Origin of the sequence: Streptomyces sp. NPDC006529, from assembly GCF_040611795.1 — a bacterium.
Classification (GTDB): Bacteria; Actinomycetota; Actinomycetes; order Streptomycetales; family Streptomycetaceae; genus Streptomyces.
The window spans coordinates 25133-40908 of the sequence record NZ_JBEXPB010000022.1 but is presented as its reverse complement, the minus strand read 5'-3'; the positions used below and the strand labels follow the sequence as shown (position 1 = coordinate 40908).

Annotated in this window: 13 protein-coding genes and 1 riboswitch; of the genes, 7 read left to right on the top strand and 6 right to left on the bottom strand. The window is 72.8% G+C overall.

The window, feature by feature from the left end:
* Positions 1–4 precede the first annotated feature (4 nt).
* A riboswitch (FMN riboswitch) is annotated at positions 5–135 on the bottom strand.
* A 268-nt stretch (positions 136–403) separates the two neighbouring features.
* The 3 genes from ABZY31_RS17315 (at position 404) to ABZY31_RS17305 (ending at position 4563) form a co-directional block, all read left to right on the top strand.
* A complete protein-coding gene (locus ABZY31_RS17315) occupies positions 404–2776 on the top strand; it encodes a chitinase C-terminal domain-containing protein (RefSeq protein ID WP_356410854.1) in 2373 nt (790 codons plus the stop codon).
* 92 nt (positions 2777–2868) lie between these two features.
* Positions 2869–3774, top strand: a complete 906-nt coding sequence (locus tag ABZY31_RS17310) for an RNA polymerase sigma-70 factor (RefSeq protein ID WP_356410851.1) — start codon at positions 2869–2871, stop codon at positions 3772–3774.
* A gap of 48 nt (positions 3775–3822) precedes the next feature.
* Complete coding sequence (locus ABZY31_RS17305; RefSeq protein WP_356410848.1) at positions 3823–4563, top strand: SDR family oxidoreductase; 741 nt, start codon at positions 3823–3825, stop codon at positions 4561–4563.
* 6 nt (positions 4564–4569) lie between these two features.
* Here ABZY31_RS17305 and ABZY31_RS17300 read toward each other — a convergent pair whose 3' ends face one another.
* Entirely contained in the window at positions 4570–5658 is a 1089-nt protein-coding gene (locus tag ABZY31_RS17300; RefSeq protein WP_356410999.1) for an ROK family transcriptional regulator, read from the bottom strand.
* A 123-nt stretch (positions 5659–5781) separates the two neighbouring features.
* Here ABZY31_RS17300 and ABZY31_RS17295 point away from each other — a divergent pair, with 123 nt between their 5' ends.
* From ABZY31_RS17295 to ABZY31_RS17280, 4 genes are all read left to right on the top strand, one after another.
* On the top strand, positions 5782–7026 hold the full coding sequence (locus tag ABZY31_RS17295; protein ID WP_356410845.1) for an MFS transporter: 1245 nt from the start codon (positions 5782–5784) through the stop codon (positions 7024–7026).
* A 192-nt stretch (positions 7027–7218) separates the two neighbouring features.
* Entirely contained in the window at positions 7219–8670 is a 1452-nt protein-coding gene (locus ABZY31_RS17290) for a solute carrier family 23 protein (protein WP_356410842.1), read from the top strand.
* A gap of 88 nt (positions 8671–8758) precedes the next feature.
* Complete coding sequence (locus ABZY31_RS17285) at positions 8759–9445, top strand: DUF5995 family protein (protein ID WP_356410839.1); 687 nt, start codon at positions 8759–8761, stop codon at positions 9443–9445.
* A 163-nt stretch (positions 9446–9608) separates the two neighbouring features.
* Positions 9609–10184: a hypothetical protein gene (locus tag ABZY31_RS17280; protein ID WP_356410836.1), complete on the top strand. Its 576-nt coding sequence runs from the start codon at positions 9609–9611 to the stop codon at positions 10182–10184.
* Between the two features lie 139 nt (positions 10185–10323).
* On the opposite strand, the gene ABZY31_RS17275 is transcribed toward ABZY31_RS17280, so the two are convergent.
* From ABZY31_RS17275 to ABZY31_RS17255, 5 genes are all read right to left on the bottom strand, one after another.
* Positions 10324–12021 carry an NAD(P)/FAD-dependent oxidoreductase gene (locus ABZY31_RS17275; RefSeq protein WP_356410833.1) on the bottom strand — a complete coding sequence of 566 codons (1698 nt, stop codon included), beginning with the start codon at positions 12019–12021 and terminating at the stop codon, positions 10324–10326.
* 37 nt (positions 12022–12058) lie between these two features.
* The gene (locus tag ABZY31_RS17270; RefSeq protein WP_356410830.1) at positions 12059–12859 is read right to left on the bottom strand and encodes a carbon-nitrogen hydrolase family protein; all 801 of its coding nucleotides are present in this window, start codon (positions 12857–12859) and stop codon (positions 12059–12061) included.
* 218 nt (positions 12860–13077) lie between these two features.
* Positions 13078–13533: an Lrp/AsnC family transcriptional regulator gene (locus ABZY31_RS17265; protein WP_030027017.1), complete on the bottom strand. Its 456-nt coding sequence runs from the start codon at positions 13531–13533 to the stop codon at positions 13078–13080.
* Between the two features lie 10 nt (positions 13534–13543).
* On the bottom strand, positions 13544–14998 hold the full coding sequence (locus ABZY31_RS17260) for an amino acid transporter (protein WP_356410827.1): 1455 nt from the start codon (positions 14996–14998) through the stop codon (positions 13544–13546).
* 325 nt (positions 14999–15323) lie between these two features.
* A complete protein-coding gene (locus ABZY31_RS17255; protein WP_356410824.1) occupies positions 15324–15449 on the bottom strand; it encodes a hypothetical protein in 126 nt (41 codons plus the stop codon).
* Positions 15450–15776 lie beyond the last annotated feature (327 nt).

Sequence of the window (15776 nt, the reverse complement as noted above, 5' to 3'; positions counted from 1 at the left end):
CCCGCCGCGCACTGCCTCCCATCCGGACTTTAACCGTCGGTCCAGGAATTTCACCTGGTCAACCGGCCGCTGGATGCGGACGGGTCGCGGACTGTAACCGCCGGTTCGGAATTGCACCGACCCCGGAGTGCGCTGCTACTGGTACTAGGGCCAGTGTGCCACGGGTGATCCGAAGCCATGCGCGCACGCGCTTGTGGCCTGGCTCACACGTTCGGCCGCGTTGGGGGCGCGCGATTCCGAGGGTTCGGCTTTGGTCCAGACCTATTGACGGGGTGGTCTAGTCCTCTTAACGTTCCCTTCATCTTCCCCGGGAGACAGCCCGCCGATGTGCGCACGTCACGGGCCGACCAGCGCCACTTTCCCGCACGTCGTGTCCGTTCACCTCCCCTCCCCAGGAGGCACAATGCTGTCCCCCACGCGCACCAGGACCACACTGCTCGCGTCCGGTGCCGCCCTCGCAGGACTCCTCGTCGGCGGCCTCTCCGCGGGCGTCTCCCACGCCGCCGACAACGAGAGCTGTCGGCCCGACGGGCTGTACAGGACCGCGGGCGTCGACGTCCCCTACTGCTCGGTCTACGACGCGGCGGGCCGCGAGAAGATGGGCCCCGACCACCAGCGACGGGTCATCGGCTACTTCACGGGCTGGCGCACCGGCAAGGACGGCGCCCCCGCCTACCTGGCCAACAACATCCCGTGGGACAAGGTCACCCACCTCAACTACGCCTTCGGCCACGTCGGTTCCGACAACAAGCTCTCGGTCGGCGCCGACGGGGCGAACAACGCGGCCACCGGGATGACCTGGCCGGGCGTCGCGGGCGCGGAGATGGACCCCTCGCTCCCCTACAAGGGCCACTTCAACCAGCTCACCAAGTTCAAGAAGCAGTACCCGAACGTCAAGACGCTGATCTCGGTCGGCGGCTGGGCCGAGACCGGCGGCTACTTCGGCGACGACGGCAACCGGGTGAACTCCGGCGGCTTCTACTCCATGGCCACCAACGCGGACGGCTCGGTCAACCAGGCGGGCATCGACACCTTCGCGAACTCCTCCGTCGACTTCATCCGCAAGTACGGGTTCAACGGCGTCGACATCGACTACGAGTACCCGACCACCATGAAGGACGCGGGCAATCCGCTGGACTGGCAGCTCTCCAACGCCCGTCGCGCGGGCCTGGTCAAGGGCTACGCCGCGCTGATGAAGTCGCTGCGCGAGAAGCTCGACCGCGCGGGCGCCGCCGACGGCAGGCACTACCTGCTCTCCGTCGCCGCCCCCTCCTCCGGCTACCTGCTGCGGGGCATGGAGACGTTCCAGATGCAGAAGTACCTGGACTACGTCAACATCATGTCCTACGACCTGCACGGCGCCTGGAACGAGTACGTCGGCCCCAACGCCTCGCTCTTCGACGACGGCAAGGACGCCGAACTGGCCTCCGCGGGCGTGTACTCGACCTCCCAGTACGGCGGCATCGGGTACCTGAACTCCGACTGGGCCTACCACTACTTCCGCGGCTCGATGCCGGCCGGCCGGATCAACATGGGCCTGCCGTACTACACCCGCGGGTTCAAGAACGTACAGGGCGGCACGGACGGCCTGTGGGGCAAGGCCCCGGCCACCAACTGCCCGGCGGGCGCGGGCCTGACCAAGTGCGGTGACGGCGCGGTCGGCATCGACAACCTCTGGCACGACCTGGACGCCAACGGCGCCGAGGCCCCGGCCGGTTCCAACCCGATGTGGCACGCCAAGAACCTGGAGAAGGGGGTCGTCGGCGACTACGTCACCAAGTACGGCTTCCCGGCGACCACCACCCTGACCGGCACCTACGTCCGCAAGTACGACGCGACGCTGGTCGCGCCCTGGCTGTGGAACGACCAGAAGAAGGTCTTCCTCTCCACGGAGGACGAGCAGTCGGTGAAGGCCAAGGCCGACTACGTGGTCAGCAAGGGCATCGGCGGCACGATGGTCTGGGAGCTGGCGGGCGACTACGGCTACAACGCCGCCAAGGGCCAGTACGAGATGGGCAGCACGCTCACCACGGCGATGTACGACGCCTTCAAGGCGGCCGCCCCGTACGGCGCCAAGCGCGCCACGACCGCCGTGCCGGCCGAGGCGATCAAGGTGGACGCCGAGTTCGGCCAGTTCCCGCTGGGCGACTCCAACTACCCGATCAGCCCGAAGCTGAAGATCACCAACAACACCACCGCCACCCTGCCCGGCGGCACGGAGTTCCAGTTCGACTACTCCTCCTCGGCGCCGGGCAACGCCAAGGACCAGTCCGGCTGGGGCACCACGGTCATCCGCAGCGACCACACGGGCAGCAACGTCGGCGGTCTCAAGGGCGACTACAACCGGGTCTCGCTGAAGCTGCCGGCCTGGCAGACGCTGGCCCCGGGGGCCTCGGTGGAGCTGGACTTCGTCTACTACCTGCCGACCTCCACCCCGTCGAACTGGACGGTGACCTTCGGCGGCCGGACGTACGGCATCGCCGGTGACCTGGCGCGCGGCACGACGGTGGTCGAGCCCGGCGGCGCGACGACCCCGCCGACGACCCCGCCGACCACCCCGCCCACGACTCCCCCGACGACCCCGCCCACCACGCCTCCGACCACGCCGCCGGGCGGCACCTGCACCAACCCGGCGTACGTGGCGGGCGACACCTACACCGGCGGCACGGTCGTCTCGCACAAGGGCCACAACTGGAAGGCTCAGTGGTGGACGAAGAACGAGGAGCCCGGCACCACCGGCGACTGGGGCGTCTGGAAGGACCAGGGCGCCTGCTGACCCGCCGTAGGTGAAGGACCCGAGGACCCGGTGGCCCGGCGGCCACCGGGTCCTCGTACGTCTGCCCGCGCACGCCCTCGTACGCTGGCGCCGTGAGCACGCGCAGCGCCGCCCCCGTGGCGGAATTCGAGGAGCACCGGCCGCGGATGTTCGCCGTCGCCTACCGCATGCTGGGCTCCGCCGACGAGGCCGAGGACATCGTCCAGGAGGCCTACCTGCGGTGGAGCGCCGCCGACCGGAGCGACGTCGAGCACCCGGGGGCCTGGCTCGCCACGGTGGTCACGCGGCTGTGCCTCAACCAGCTCGCCTCGGCGCGCGTGCGGCGCGAGGAGTACGTCGGCCCCTGGCTCCCCGAACCGGTCCTGACCGGGGACGGGACCCTCGGCCCGCTCGGTTCCGCGGAGCAGCGGGACGGCGTCTCGATGGCCCTGCTGGTGCTGCTGGAGCGGCTCACCCCGCCGGAGCGGGCGGTGTACGTCCTGCGCGAGGCCTTCGGCCACGGCCACCGGGAGATCGCCGGACTGCTCGGCATCACGGAGGCCAACTGCCGTCAGCTGTACCGGCGGGCGGCGCAGCGGGTGCAGGCCCCGCGAGCGCGCTTCCAGCCCGACCCGCAGCAGTGGCGCGGCCTCGTGGAGACCTTCATGGCGGCGGCGCGGGACGGGGACCTGGCCCGGCTGGAGGGACTGCTGGCCGAGGAGGCCGTGTACGTCGCCGACGGCGGCGGCGTGGTGAACGCGGCGCGGCGGCCGGTCCTGGGCCGGGCCAAGGTGGCCCGCTTCCTGGTGGGGGCGCTGGAGAAGTACGTGGCGGACGTTCCGGTGTCCGTCGCGGAGGTCAACGGGGCGCCCGCGCTGCTGTTCGGTGAGATCGCGGTCCTCGTGATCGAGTTCGAGGACGGCCTGGTCAGCGGCCTGCGGACGGTGCTCAACCCGGAGAAGCTCACCTTCTTGCGGCGGCAGTTGTCACATTCCGCGGGGCTGTCCGGTCCCAGCTGACGAGGGGCGCGCAGCGCGCCCTTCCAGTAGCGGCGAAAGGCGGACGGCATGAGCACCATCCTCGTCACCGGAGGCACCGGGAACCTCGGCTCACTGGTCGGCGCGCGACTGCGGGCCGCGGGCCACGAGGTGCGCGTCCTGAGCCGGCGCTCCCCCGAGTTCCCCGTCGACCTGCGGGACGGCGCCGGACTGGACGCGGCGGCCGCGGGCGCGGAGGTGATCGTGCACTGCGCGAGCAGCCCGCGCGGGGGCGACGACGTGGCCGCCGGGCACCTGATCGGGGCGGCCCGGCGGGCCGGGACCGGCCACCTCGTCTACATCTCGATCGTCGGGGTGGACGTGGTCCCCTTCGGCTACTACACCGTGAAGCGCAAGGTCGAGCGGATGCTGGAGGAGTCGGGGCTCGGGGTGACGATCCTGCGCACGACCCAGTTCCACGACCTGGTGGCCCAGGCGGTCGGCGCGGCGGCGAAGCTGCCGGTGGTGCCGCTGCCGAAGGGGATCCGGGTGCAGCCGATCGCGGTGGAGGAGGTCGCGGACCGGCTCGCGGAGCTGGCCGCGGCGCCTCCCGCGGGCCGGGTCGCGGACATGGGCGGCCCCGAGGTGCACACCCTGCCGGACCTGGCCCGGGCGTACCTGGCCGCGCACGGCAGCCGCCGCCGGATCGTCACCTTCCCGCTGGCGGGCCGGGCGTACGCCGCCTTCCGGCGCGGCGGCAACCTGGCACCGGGGCAGGCCGTGGGCCGCGGCACCTTCGCCGAGTTCCTGGCGAGGGCCGCGGAGAAGTAGCGCCGGCTACGGCGTCCCGAACAGGGCGTCCTGGGCGGACTCGCGGGCGGCCAGGCGGGCACCCTTCAGCACCGCCGGATCGCCGAGGGTGGTGGCGCGGACCTCGGTCGCCACCGGGGACAGGAGGGCCAGCCGGGCCGCGACCCGGGCGGCCAGGGCGGGCCCGCCCGCCCGGCCCAGCTCGCCCCCGAGGACCACGCAGCCGGGGTCCAGCACCGCCGTCACCGCGGCCACCCCCAGGGCGAGCCGCTCGGCGAAGGCGTCGAGGAACGCCTCCCCGGCGGCCCCCGCAGCCGCCTCCTCGACCGGACCGGTGAATCCGTGGTCGGCGGCCAGCGCGGCCACCGCCGCGCGCCCGACCAGCCCGTGGAAGCCGCCGCCGCAGTCCACGGCGGAGGGCAGCCCCACCGTGCCGGGCACCGGCAGGAAGCCGATCTCGCCCGCGCCCCCGGAGGCGCCGCGGCGCAGCCGCCCGTCCAGCACCACGGCCGCGCCGACCCCCGCGCCCAGCCACAGCAGGACGAAGGAGTCCACGTCGCGGGCGGCGCCCAGGCGCTGCTCGGCCAGCGCGGCGAGGTTGGTCTCGTTCTCGACGAGGACCACGGCGGCCAGCCGGCGCTGGAGCGCGGCCACCAGGTCCCGGTGCCAGGAGGGCAGTCCGCGCAGGTCGCGGAGTTCGCCGCTGACCGGGGCGACCAGGCCGGGCGCGCCGACCACGACGGTGTGCAGCGCCGCTCCGCCCGCCTCCCGGGCGAGTTCCTCCAGCCGGGTCACCGCCTCCTCGACCGCGTCGGCGGGCAGCGGCGCTTCGGCTAGCGGGCGGCCGAGCAGGTCGGTGACCACCGCGGTCGCCCCGTCCGTACGGACGTCCAGCGCGGCGAGGTGGGCGAGGTGGGCGACGATCCCGTAGAGCCGGGCGTTGGGCCCCCGCCGCTGTTCGCCGGATTCGCCGACGACCTCGATCAGTCCGGCGCCGGTGAGGCGTTCGACGAGGTCGGCGACCGAGGGGCGGGAGAGCCCGGTGAGCTTCTTGAGCTGGGTGGCGGTGAGCGGCCCTTCCTCCTGGAGGAGCCGGAGCGCCAGCCGGTCGTTCATCGCCCTGGCCGTGCTCGGCGAGGCGGGCGAGGGAGCGGCGGATGCGGGTGCGGAAGTCACGCGGTCATCCTAGGAGGGATGGGGGACTTATTTATCAGGCAGGGTCCCTGATAGTTTGATGCCATGACCGGGGAAACGGACCTCACGCCGCGCCGACTGCGCCGCGCACGCATCGCCATCGCCGCCGTGTTCTGCGCCCACGGCGCGGTCACGGGCAGCTTCGCGACCCGGATCCCCTGGATCCAGGACCACGCCCAGCTGAGCGCCGGCGCCCTCGGCGTGGCGCTCGCCTTCCCCGCGGTCGGCGCGGCCCTCGCGATGCCGCTGGCCGGACGGATCAACCACCGCTTCGGCGCCCGCAACGCGCTGCGCGGCCTGATCGTGATGTGGACCCTCTCCCTCATCCTGCCGAGCCTCGCCCCGAACCTCCTCACCCTCTGCCTCCTGCTCCTGGTCTACGGCGCGAGCGCGGGCATGTCGGACGTGGCGATGAACGCCCTCGGCGTCGAGACCGAGAACCGGCTCGGCCGCTCGATCATGTCCTCGCTGCACGGCATGTGGAGCGTGGGCGCCCTGATCGGCTCCGCCGCCGGTACGGTCGCCGCGCACGCCGGAGCCGACGCCCGGGTGCACCACCTGATCGCCGCGCTCGCCCTGACCGTCGTCGCGCTGGCCGCCGTACGCGGGGTGCTCGACCTGCGCGGCGGCCGGGACGAGGAGCCCCCCGCGCACTTCGCGCTGCCGCCGAGGTCGGCGCTCGTCATCGGCGCGGTCGGCTTCTGCGCGGTCTTCGCCGAGGGCGCGAGCATGGACTGGTCGGCGGTCTACTTCCGGGACGTGCTGGACACCGACGCCGGGCTCGCCGCGGCCTCCACCACGATGTTCGCCCTGACCATGGCGGCGGCCCGGCTCGCGGGCGACAAGGTGGTGGACCGCTTCGGCCCCGTGCGCACCGTCCGGGCGAGCGGGCTGCTGGCCACGGCGGGCGGCCTCCTGGTGGTCTTCGTCCGGCAGCCCGCGGGCGCGCTCGCGGGCTTCGGCCTGATCGGCCTCGGCATAGCGGTGGTGGTCCCGCTCGCCTTCGCGGCCGCCGCGCGCAGCGGTCCCGCGCCGGCCCAGGCCATCGCGGGGGTGGCGACGATCACCTACACCTCGGGGCTGGTCGCGCCCTCCGCGATCGGCGCGGTCGCCGACGCGACCTCCCTGGTCGTCTCGTTCGGCCTGGTCACGCTGCTGGCCCTGGCGCTGGTGGCGGGGGCGACCGTCCTGCGCGCCAAGCCGGACGGCGGCCCCGGCCCGGAGCGGCCCGGTCTCGCGACGGACCGTACGACCGGCAATAAGGACGAAACGGCTGCTATCCGGCCGTAACATGACCGTGGCCGCCCTGCGCAGGACGGCCGCGGTCCGCGGTCCGGCGCCTCCGGCCCGGTCCACGTCCCGGTCCCCGGCCCCGCCCGCTCGCCGCGGTCGGCGCGGTCGGCATACTCGGCACGCTCGGCCCCCCGGCCGGCACCCACCGGTCGGCGCCTTCGGCCGCCGCCTCGCGAACGGAGTTTCACCATGGGCCTCGGCGTGCGCTGGACCCTGCACGGCGACGGGCGGACCCCGGCCCCCGGCGCGGTCGTCCGTCCGGACGAGCGGCTGTCGTGGCCGCGCACCGCGGGGCTCGGCGCCCAGCACGTCGTCGCCATGTTCGGCGCGAGCTTCGTCGCGCCGGTCCTCATGGGCCTGGATCCGAACCTCGCGATCATGATGTCCGGCGTCGCGACGGTGATCTTCCTGCTTGCCACCCGCGGCCGGATCCCGTCCTACCTCGGCTGCTCCCTCTCCTTCGTCGGCGTCGCCGCCGCCATCCGGGCGGGCGGCGGGACCAGCGCGACCGTCACCGGCGCGGTCTTCGTCGTCGGCGCGGCCCTCGCCCTCTGCGGCCTCGCCGTGCGGTACTTCGGCGCGCGGATCATCCACGCCGCGATGCCCCCGGTGGTCACGGGCGCCGTCGTGATGCTCATCGGCTTCAACCTGGCCCCGGTCACGGCCTCGACGTACTGGCCCCAGGACCAGTGGACGGCGCTGCTGGTGATGGCGTTCACCGGGCTCGCGGTGGTGTGCCTGCGCGGGTTCTGGTCGCGGATCGCGATCTTCCTCGGGCTGCTCTTCGGGTACGGCGTCTCCGCCCTCTTCGACCTCCTCTTCGGCAGGATCCACTCGCCTGCGGGCGGCGCCGAGGCCGTGGACCACTGGCGCCTGGACCTCTCCGGGGTGGCCCGGGCCGACTGGATCGGGCTGCCGTCCTTCCACGCCCCGCAGTTCGAGTGGTCGGCGATCCTGATCGCCCTGCCCGTGGTCATCGCGCTGATCGCCGAGAACGCCGGACACATCAAGGCCGTCGGCGAGATGACCGGCGAGCCGCTCGACGACCGGCTCGGCACCGCGATCGCCGCCGACGGCGCCGCCTCGATGCTCTCCACCGCGCTCGGCGGTCCGCCGAACACCACCTACTCCGAGAACATCGGCGTCATGGCCGCCACCCGCGTCTACTCCACCGCCGCGTACTGGGCGGCCGCCGCCTTCGCGCTGCTGTTCGGCCTGTGCCCCAAGTTCGGCGCGGTCGTCGCGGCGATCCCGGGCGGGGTGCTCGGCGGGATCACCGTGATCCTGTACGGCATGATCGGCCTGCTGGGCGCCCAGATCTGGATCAACGGCGGGGTGGACCTGCGCAATCCGCTGAACCTCGTGCCGGCCGCCGCGGGCATCATCATCGGCGTCGGCGGGGTCAGCCTGAAGATCACCGACACCTTCGAGCTGGGCGGCATCGCGCTCGGCACCATCGTGGTCATCACCGGCTACCACGTACTGCGCGCCTTCGCCCCGGCGCACATGAAGGAGCAGGAGCCGCTGCTCGACGCGGGCACCTCGGCCTACGACGACACCCGCGGCCCGGCGGGAACCGCGGACGCCCCCGACACGCCCGGCTCCCCGGCCGCGCCGGGCACCTCCGGCCGGCCGTCCTGACCCTCCCGGCGCGGGCAGGTTCGCCCGAACCGGCGAAGTACCGGGCCAACCCTCCCGGGAACCGCCGCCACCTGCGAACCTGCCTCCCATGGAAGCGGTGCTCGCGCGGATGCGCGCCCTGGACGAGCGACTGCCCGAACACGACGGCGTCGCCGTCTTCAACCGGGTGTACCTGACGGTGACCGAGACCCTGCACCGCCGCATCGAGCACGGGGGCTTCCCCGGGCCCCGCCGGGCGGCGGTGCTGAGCGTCCGGTTCGCCGAGCGGTACCTCATGGCCGTCGAGGCGGCTGCCGAGGGGGACCGTACGCCCGCGTGCTGGCGGCCCCTCTTCCAGTACCGGCGCCACCCCGGCGTACGGCCGCTCCAGCACGCCCTCGCCGGGATCAACGCGCACATCGGGCACGACCTGGCCCTCGCCGTGGTCACCACCTGCCGCACCCTGGACTGCGAACCGGCCGCACTGGAAGCCGACTTCGACCGCGTCGGCGACACCCTGGTCTCCCTGGAGGAACGCATCCGGGAGGACCTGATGCCCGGCCCGGACCTGCTCCAGATCGCCGACCCGCTGACCCATCTGGTCGGTTCCTGGAGCCTGCAGCGCGCCCGGGACGGCGCCTGGGCCTCGGCCCGCCTCCTGTGGACCCTGCGCCGCTCCCCCGACCTGGCCGAGGAGTTCGAGGAATCCCTGGACGCGGGCGTCGGCCTGGTGGGCCGCTGCCTCCTGACCCCGGTCCGCCAGAAGTCCGCCGCCGGCTGGCCGGCCGGCTTCTAGGGCGGCCGCCCCCGCGGGCGGCGACGCGGTCGACTTCCTGACCGCGCACCTGGACTCCGTACGGGCCGAGCTCACCGCATGGGAGAAGGTCTCCCGGGGGCACGGGCTTCGCTACGGAATGAGGGCCGGGCACGGCGGCCGCACGGGGTACTAGCCTCCCGGCATGACCAGCTTCGCCACGCACCGGCTGCGGGTGCACGACCGCGACCTGCCCCCGTACCGCCGGCTGAGCGCGCTGCGCACCTGCCTCACCGAGTTCGCCCCGTACGGGCTGCGGGCCACCTACCACCACCTGTGCCGCAGCGCCCGCGTACCGGCGGACCTTGAGCGGGATCCCGAGGCGGTGGTGCGGGCCGTGGAGGAGCTGCACGCGGCGCGCGAGCTCTGGTCGGCGGAGTTCGCGCGCCGGCGGGAGCGGCGGCTGGCGCAGAAGCGGGCCGGGGTGCGGGTCCCCGGTCCGGCGGAGCCGCCGCGCCGGCTGTGGTGCCCCGACGTCACGTTCCATCCGCACGCGCCGCTGCCCGAGGTGATGGCCCGGGTGCTGCGCGCGCCCGCCGGTGCGGGGTGCCCGGTCTGCGGGGAGGGTCCGGGGACCGTGCCGTGGCACGACGGGTGGAGCGTGCACCGGCTGTGCGCCGGGTGCGGGGTGAGCCTGGAGCAGCGGGAGGCCGCGCCGCGGCCGGCCGTGGTCCGGGCGCGCGAGGAGCAGTGGAAGGCGGTGTGGCGGCGGGCCCTGTGAGCCGGGCGCCGACCGCAGCGGCGCCCGGGAGAGGGCGGGCGCCATGGAAACGGGCCGCCGCCGCGCTCGTGGCGCGGGGGCGGCCCGTTGTCGGGGGGCGCGGCCGGGGACGGTCGGTCCGGCGGCGCGACCGGGAGGGTCAGTCCTCGGGCAGCTCGACCGGGGCGAGGTCGTCGTAGAGGTCGCCGGGGCCCGGGTTGGTGGCGTCGGTCTCGCCGCCGAGGTGGTGCATGACGCCCCACACCGCGTTCAGCGCGGTCTGCACGGCGCCCTCGGCCCAGCCCGCCGTCCAGGAGATGTCGTCGCCCGCGAGGAAGATGCCGCGCTTGTCCTCGGGGAGGCGGTCCTGCATGAAGTGGGTGAACAGGCGCCGCTGGTAGCGGTAGTGCCCGGGCAGGTTCGCCTTGAACGCGCCCATGAAGTAGGGCTCGTTCTCCCACGAGACGGTGACGGGGTTGCCGATGATGTGGCGCCGGATGTCGACCTTGGGGTAGATCTCGCCGAGGGACTTCAGCATGACCTCCATCCGCTCGTTCGCGGACAGCGGCAGCCACTTGAGGCTGTCGTCGCACCACGTGTACGAGAGGCAGATGGTGGCCGGCTTATCCGGGCCGTTGTCCAGCAGGTAGGTGCCGCGGGTCATCCGGTCGGTCAGCGTCATCGACATGGCGTCGCGGCCGGTCTCCTCGTCCTTGTCCAGCCAGAACGGCCGGTCGACGGGGATGAACAGCTTGGAGGACTCCATGTAGTGGGTCCGCTCCATCGCCGTCCAGTGGTCGATCGGGAAGAGCGTGTCATCGCACTCGATCTTGGACAGCAGCATCCACGACTGGGCCGTGAAGATCGCGGCGCGGTACGTACGGATGTCCCCGGAGGCGTCGGTGACGGTGATCCGGTTGCCCGCCGTACGGTGCAGCCGGGTCACGGCCGGGCGCGGGGTGCCGTCGTGCAGGGTGGACAGCGAGGTGCCCTGGGCCCAGTGGACGATCTTCTCGGGAGCGCGGTCCCACATCCGCAGCGGCAGCTGCTGCGAGCCGCCGACGATGCCGCGGTGGTGGTCGTCCGCCTCGGTGTAGACGACGCGCAGGATCTCCAGGATGGAGTTGGGGAAGTCGGTGTCCCAGCCGCCCGTGCCGAAGCCGACCTGGCCGAAGATCTCGCGCTTGCGGAAGGACTGGAAGGCCTCTGACTTGCAGAGGTAGCCGTAGAAGGTCTCGTCGTCGAGCTTCTCGACGAGCTTCGCCCAGATCTCGCGGATGCGCGGGACGTCCCGCTCGCGCATCGCGGTGTTCATGTCGGAGAAGTCGGCGCCCTCCTCCAGGCAGTCGTTCCACGCGGCGGCGACGTCGCGGTAGATCTGCGGGAGGTCGGCGATGGTCTCGGCGTAGTGCGACTCGCCCTTGAGGTCCACGACCGTGGAGGGGGTGGCCGGGGACAGCGGGTTCGGGAACGGCTCGGTGACCAGGCCCACCAGGTCGATGTAGTGCTGGAGCGCGGTGGAGGACGGCGGGAAGCGCATGGCGCCCATCTCCGCGGTCAGCCCCTCCGTGCCGGTGCCCTCGAAGCCGACGGTGCGCAGCCGGCCGCCGATCTGGTCGGCCTCGTAGACGACGGGCTTGAGGCCCATCTTCATCAGCTCGTAGGCGGCGATGATGCCGGAGAGCCCGCCGCCGATGACGGCGACCTCGGTGCCGTGCTCGGTCGCCGGTATCTGGCCCAGGCCCGCCGGGTGGGCGAGGAAGTCGTCGTAGGCGTACGGGAAGTCCGGGCCGAACATGGTGATCGGCGGCTGTCCGTCGCTGTGCGGGACGGCGGTGGTGGGCACCGTGGACGTCATGGGGTACGTCTCCTTGCGGCAGAGCGGGGGGAAGGGGTCAGATCAGGGAGGCGTAGAGCCCGGGGCGGCGGTCGCGCAGGTACGGGTTGCCGGCGCGCGAGGCCTGGAGCAGGTCGGGGTCGACCTCGCCGAACACCAGCTCCTCGCCGCGCCCGGCGCGGGTGCGGGTGGCGCCGTCGGGGGAGGCCAGGGAGCTGAGACCGACGAACTCGAACTCGCCCTCGGGGCCCGTGCGGTTGACGTACGCGATGTACATCTGGTTCTCGAAGGCCCGGACCGGCACCAGCTGCTCGGCGACGAACTGGAACGGGTGCATCTGCGCGGTCGGCACGAGCAGGAGGTCGGTGCCGGCCAGCGCGTGGGCGCGGACGTTCTCGGGGAACTCGACGTCGTAGCAGATCATGAGGCCGATGCGGAGGCCGTTCAGTTCCGCCTGGACGACGGGGGTGTCGCCGGGGGTGAAGGCGTCCTGCTCGAAGCAGCCGAAGAGGTGCGTCTTGCGGTAGTTCGCGAGCCGGGCGCCGTCGGGGCCGACGAGCTGGGCGGAGTTGTACACGGCCGCGCCGTCCCGCTCGGGGTAGGCGTAGAGCACGGCCACGCCGTGGCGGCGGGCGATCTCACCGACGGCGCCGGCGGACGGGCCGTCGGCGGCTTCGGCGAGAGCGGCGATGTCCTGGACGTCGAGGGCGTACCCGGTCAGGAACATCTCCGAGGTCACGAGGAGCCCGGCCCCGCTCTGCGCGGCGCGCGCGGCGGCCTCGTCGAGCGCCTTCAGGTTCCCGGCGACATCGCCGAGCCGTCCGGAACTCTGGAGGAGAGCGGTACGCAGCGGGGGCATGGACGACCTCTGGGGCAGGAGGGGCGGGGTCCTATAGACGGTACGGGTGGGTGCCGACCGTCGACAAGGCCCGTCCGTTGCGTCCGGACGAGCGATCCGTTGCGCATTTTCGGGCTGGCGCGGCGATTCGTTGCGTCATCCCTCGCGTTTGCGCAGCTTCGACTGACGCGCACGGACGCCCGTCTCCGGCAGCCCGGCCGGGAGGGCGTCCGGCGGTCCTACGCGGGCGCGCCCGAGGTGAAGCGCCGCAGCAGCGGGGAGAGGACCAGGACGGACTTCGTCCGTTCCACGAACGGCTCCCCCGCGATGCGCTCCAGCACCCGCTCGAAGTGCCGCATGTCCGAGGCGAAGATCTGGACCAGCGCGTCCGCGTCGCCCGTCACGGTCGACGCGGACACCACCTCGGGATACCGCTCCAGGCCGCGCCGGATGTCGTCCGGCGAGGTGTTGTGGCGGCAGTAGATCTCGATGAAGCCCTCGGTCTCCCAGCCCATCGCGGCCGGGTCGACGCGGACCGTGAAGCCGGTGATGGCTCCCTCGGCCCGCAGCCGGTCCACCCGGCGCTTGACCGCGGGGGCGGAGAGGCCGACCTCCGATCCGATGTCCGCGTAGGAGCGGCGGGCGTCTTCGGCGAGGGCGTGCACGATGCGTTCGTCGAGATCGTTCAGTCGCACTGCGGGTGGATCACTTCTCTGCCGTGGCCAGTCGGGAGCGGCGGATGCCGTACAGGAAGTAGAACACGAGGCCCACGGCCATCCAGCCACCGAAAACGATCCAGGTGGCGGTGTCGAGGCTGAACATCATGTAGCCGCAGGCGAGGACGCCGAGGATCGGGGTGACCGGGAAGAGCGCCACCTTGAAGGTGCGCGGCATGTCCGGACGCGTCCTGCGCAGGATGATCACGGCGACGTTGACCAGGCCGAAGGCGAAGAGGGTGCCGATGCTGGTGGCGTCGGCCAGCTTGCCGAGCGGGATGAAGGCCGCGAGGGCTCCGCAGAAGAGGGAGACGATCACCACGTTGGCGCGGGGGGCGCCGGTCTTCGGGTTGACCTTGGCGAAGACCTTCGGGACCAGGCCGTCGCGGGACATGGCGAAGAGGATGCGGGTCTGGCCGTAGAGCACGGCGAAGACGACGGAGGCGATGGCGACGACGGCGCCGGCGGCCAGGACGACGCCCCAGAAGGCGTGGCCCGAGACGTCGGTCATGATCTTGGCGAGCGCGGCCTCGGTGCCCTCGAAGTCCTGCCAGGGCATGGCGCCGACGGCGACGAAGGCGACGAGCACGTAGAGCACGGTGACGATCAGCAGCGAGAGCATGATCGCGCGGGGCAGGTCGCGCTTGGGGTTCTGGGCCTCTTCACCGGCGGTGGAGGCGGCGTCGAAGCCGATGTAGGAGAAGAAGAGCGTGGAGGCGGCGGCGCTGATGCCGGTGACGCCGAGCGGGGCGAGCGGCGCGTAGTTGCCGGCCTTGATGCCCATGAAGCCGATGCCGATGAAGAGCAGCAGGGTGACGATCTTCACGCCGACCATGATCGAGTTGACCCGGGCGCTCTCCTTGGCGCCGCGCATCAGGAAGACCATGGCGAGCAGGACGACGACCAGCGCCGGGAGGTTGATGAAACCGCCTTCCCCGAGGGGCGCGGAGACCCCGTCGGGGATGGTGATCCCCACCGTGCCGTCGAGCAGTTCGTTGAGGTACTGGCCCCAGCCCACGGCGACCGCCGCGACGGACACGCCGTACTCCAGGACCAGGCACCAGCCGCAGATCCAGGCGACGAGCTCACCCATGGTGGCGTAGGAGTACGAGTACGAGGACCCGGAGACGGGGACCGATCCGGCCAGCTCCGCGTAGGAGAGCGCCGAGAACAGCGCGGTCAGGCCCGCGAGGACGAAGGAGATCGTCACGGCCGGGCCGGCCTTGGGGGTCGCGGTGCCGAGGACGACGAAGATGCCGGTGCCGAGGGTGGCGCCGATGCTGAGCATGGTCAGCTGCCACATGGTGAGCGAACGGCGCAGCGTGCCGCCCTCGCCCTGGCCGCCTTCGGCGACGAGCCGCTCGACGGGCTTGCGGCGGAGCAGGGGGTGGACGGGCCGCGAGGGCTCGGGGGTGAGCGGCGGCGCCTGGCCGTGGTCGAGCACGAGGGGACTCCTTTGACACTGCGGGACCGGAGAGACAACGGCGTCGACCGCGACGGTCCTGAGCAGGGACAGGCGGAGCCTGGGCATGGGGACCGCCGAGCAGGCAGTCGCGCCACTCCACGTACAGCGAGTGAGCCTACGAGCTGGGATAAGCCGCCCGTAATGCATCATCCTTGCACATTGCCATACGATCGTTGCGCGGATCCGGCCGCAGTGGTCCTTTGTTGCACGCGGATGATCGATCAGTGCGCGGGGGTCTTTCGACCCCCTTTCTTGACATGCCGTCAGATCCGTCGCAGCGTGCCGCCATGGACCTGGTCGCGCTCTACGAGACGGACGTGCCGAGCCGTGGCCCGGAGCCCACCGGCACGGTCGGCGCGTTGCCGAGCAGCGCGCCCACCGGGAGGCCGTCGAGCAGATCGGGCCTGGCCCCGAGGTGTTCCTCGGTCACCTCGCCGGGCCTGGAGGTCCCCCCGGGCGGGGCCCGAGGGCGGATCCGGCTCGGCTTCGGGGTGACCGCACCCCCTTCGGCTTCGCGCCGCCGCAGCGCATCGCCGAGAAGGCCGCACCGTGGCCGTCCTGCCCGCGGCCGGGTCGGGTGGGGCACCGGGTGCTCCGCCCCCGTGGTCGTCCCGGAGCCGGCCCGCTACCGCGGCGCCGCCCGCCGGGGGCGCCGCACGAGCCCGGGGCCACCGGGGCCGCCGTCCCCCGCGCCGCTGGACCGCTCCCCCGTCCCCGGCTGCGCCGCCCCGAACCGCCAGGACGGCCGCCGCTTCGT

What these genes read in the sequence shown, in the direction of transcription:
- ABZY31_RS17315 (WP_356410854.1), top strand. Translation starts at nt 404, where the DNA reads ATGCTGTCCCCCACGCGCACCAGGACCACACTGCTCGCGTCCGGTGCC.
- ABZY31_RS17305 (WP_356410848.1), top strand. Translation starts at nt 3,823, where the DNA reads ATGAGCACCATCCTCGTCACCGGAGGCACCGGGAACCTCGGCTCACTG.
- ABZY31_RS17300 (WP_356410999.1), bottom strand. Translation starts at nt 5,658, where the DNA reads ATGAACGACCGGCTGGCGCTCCGGCTCCTCCAGGAGGAAGGGCCGCTC.
- ABZY31_RS17295 (WP_356410845.1), top strand. Translation starts at nt 5,782, where the DNA reads ATGACCGGGGAAACGGACCTCACGCCGCGCCGACTGCGCCGCGCACGC.
- ABZY31_RS17290 (WP_356410842.1), top strand. Translation starts at nt 7,219, where the DNA reads ATGGGCCTCGGCGTGCGCTGGACCCTGCACGGCGACGGGCGGACCCCG.
- ABZY31_RS17285 (WP_356410839.1), top strand. Translation starts at nt 8,759, where the DNA reads ATGGAAGCGGTGCTCGCGCGGATGCGCGCCCTGGACGAGCGACTGCCC.
- ABZY31_RS17280 (WP_356410836.1), top strand. Translation starts at nt 9,609, where the DNA reads ATGACCAGCTTCGCCACGCACCGGCTGCGGGTGCACGACCGCGACCTG.
- ABZY31_RS17275 (WP_356410833.1), bottom strand. Translation starts at nt 12,021, where the DNA reads ATGACGTCCACGGTGCCCACCACCGCCGTCCCGCACAGCGACGGACAG.
- ABZY31_RS17270 (WP_356410830.1), bottom strand. Translation starts at nt 12,859, where the DNA reads ATGCCCCCGCTGCGTACCGCTCTCCTCCAGAGTTCCGGACGGCTCGGC.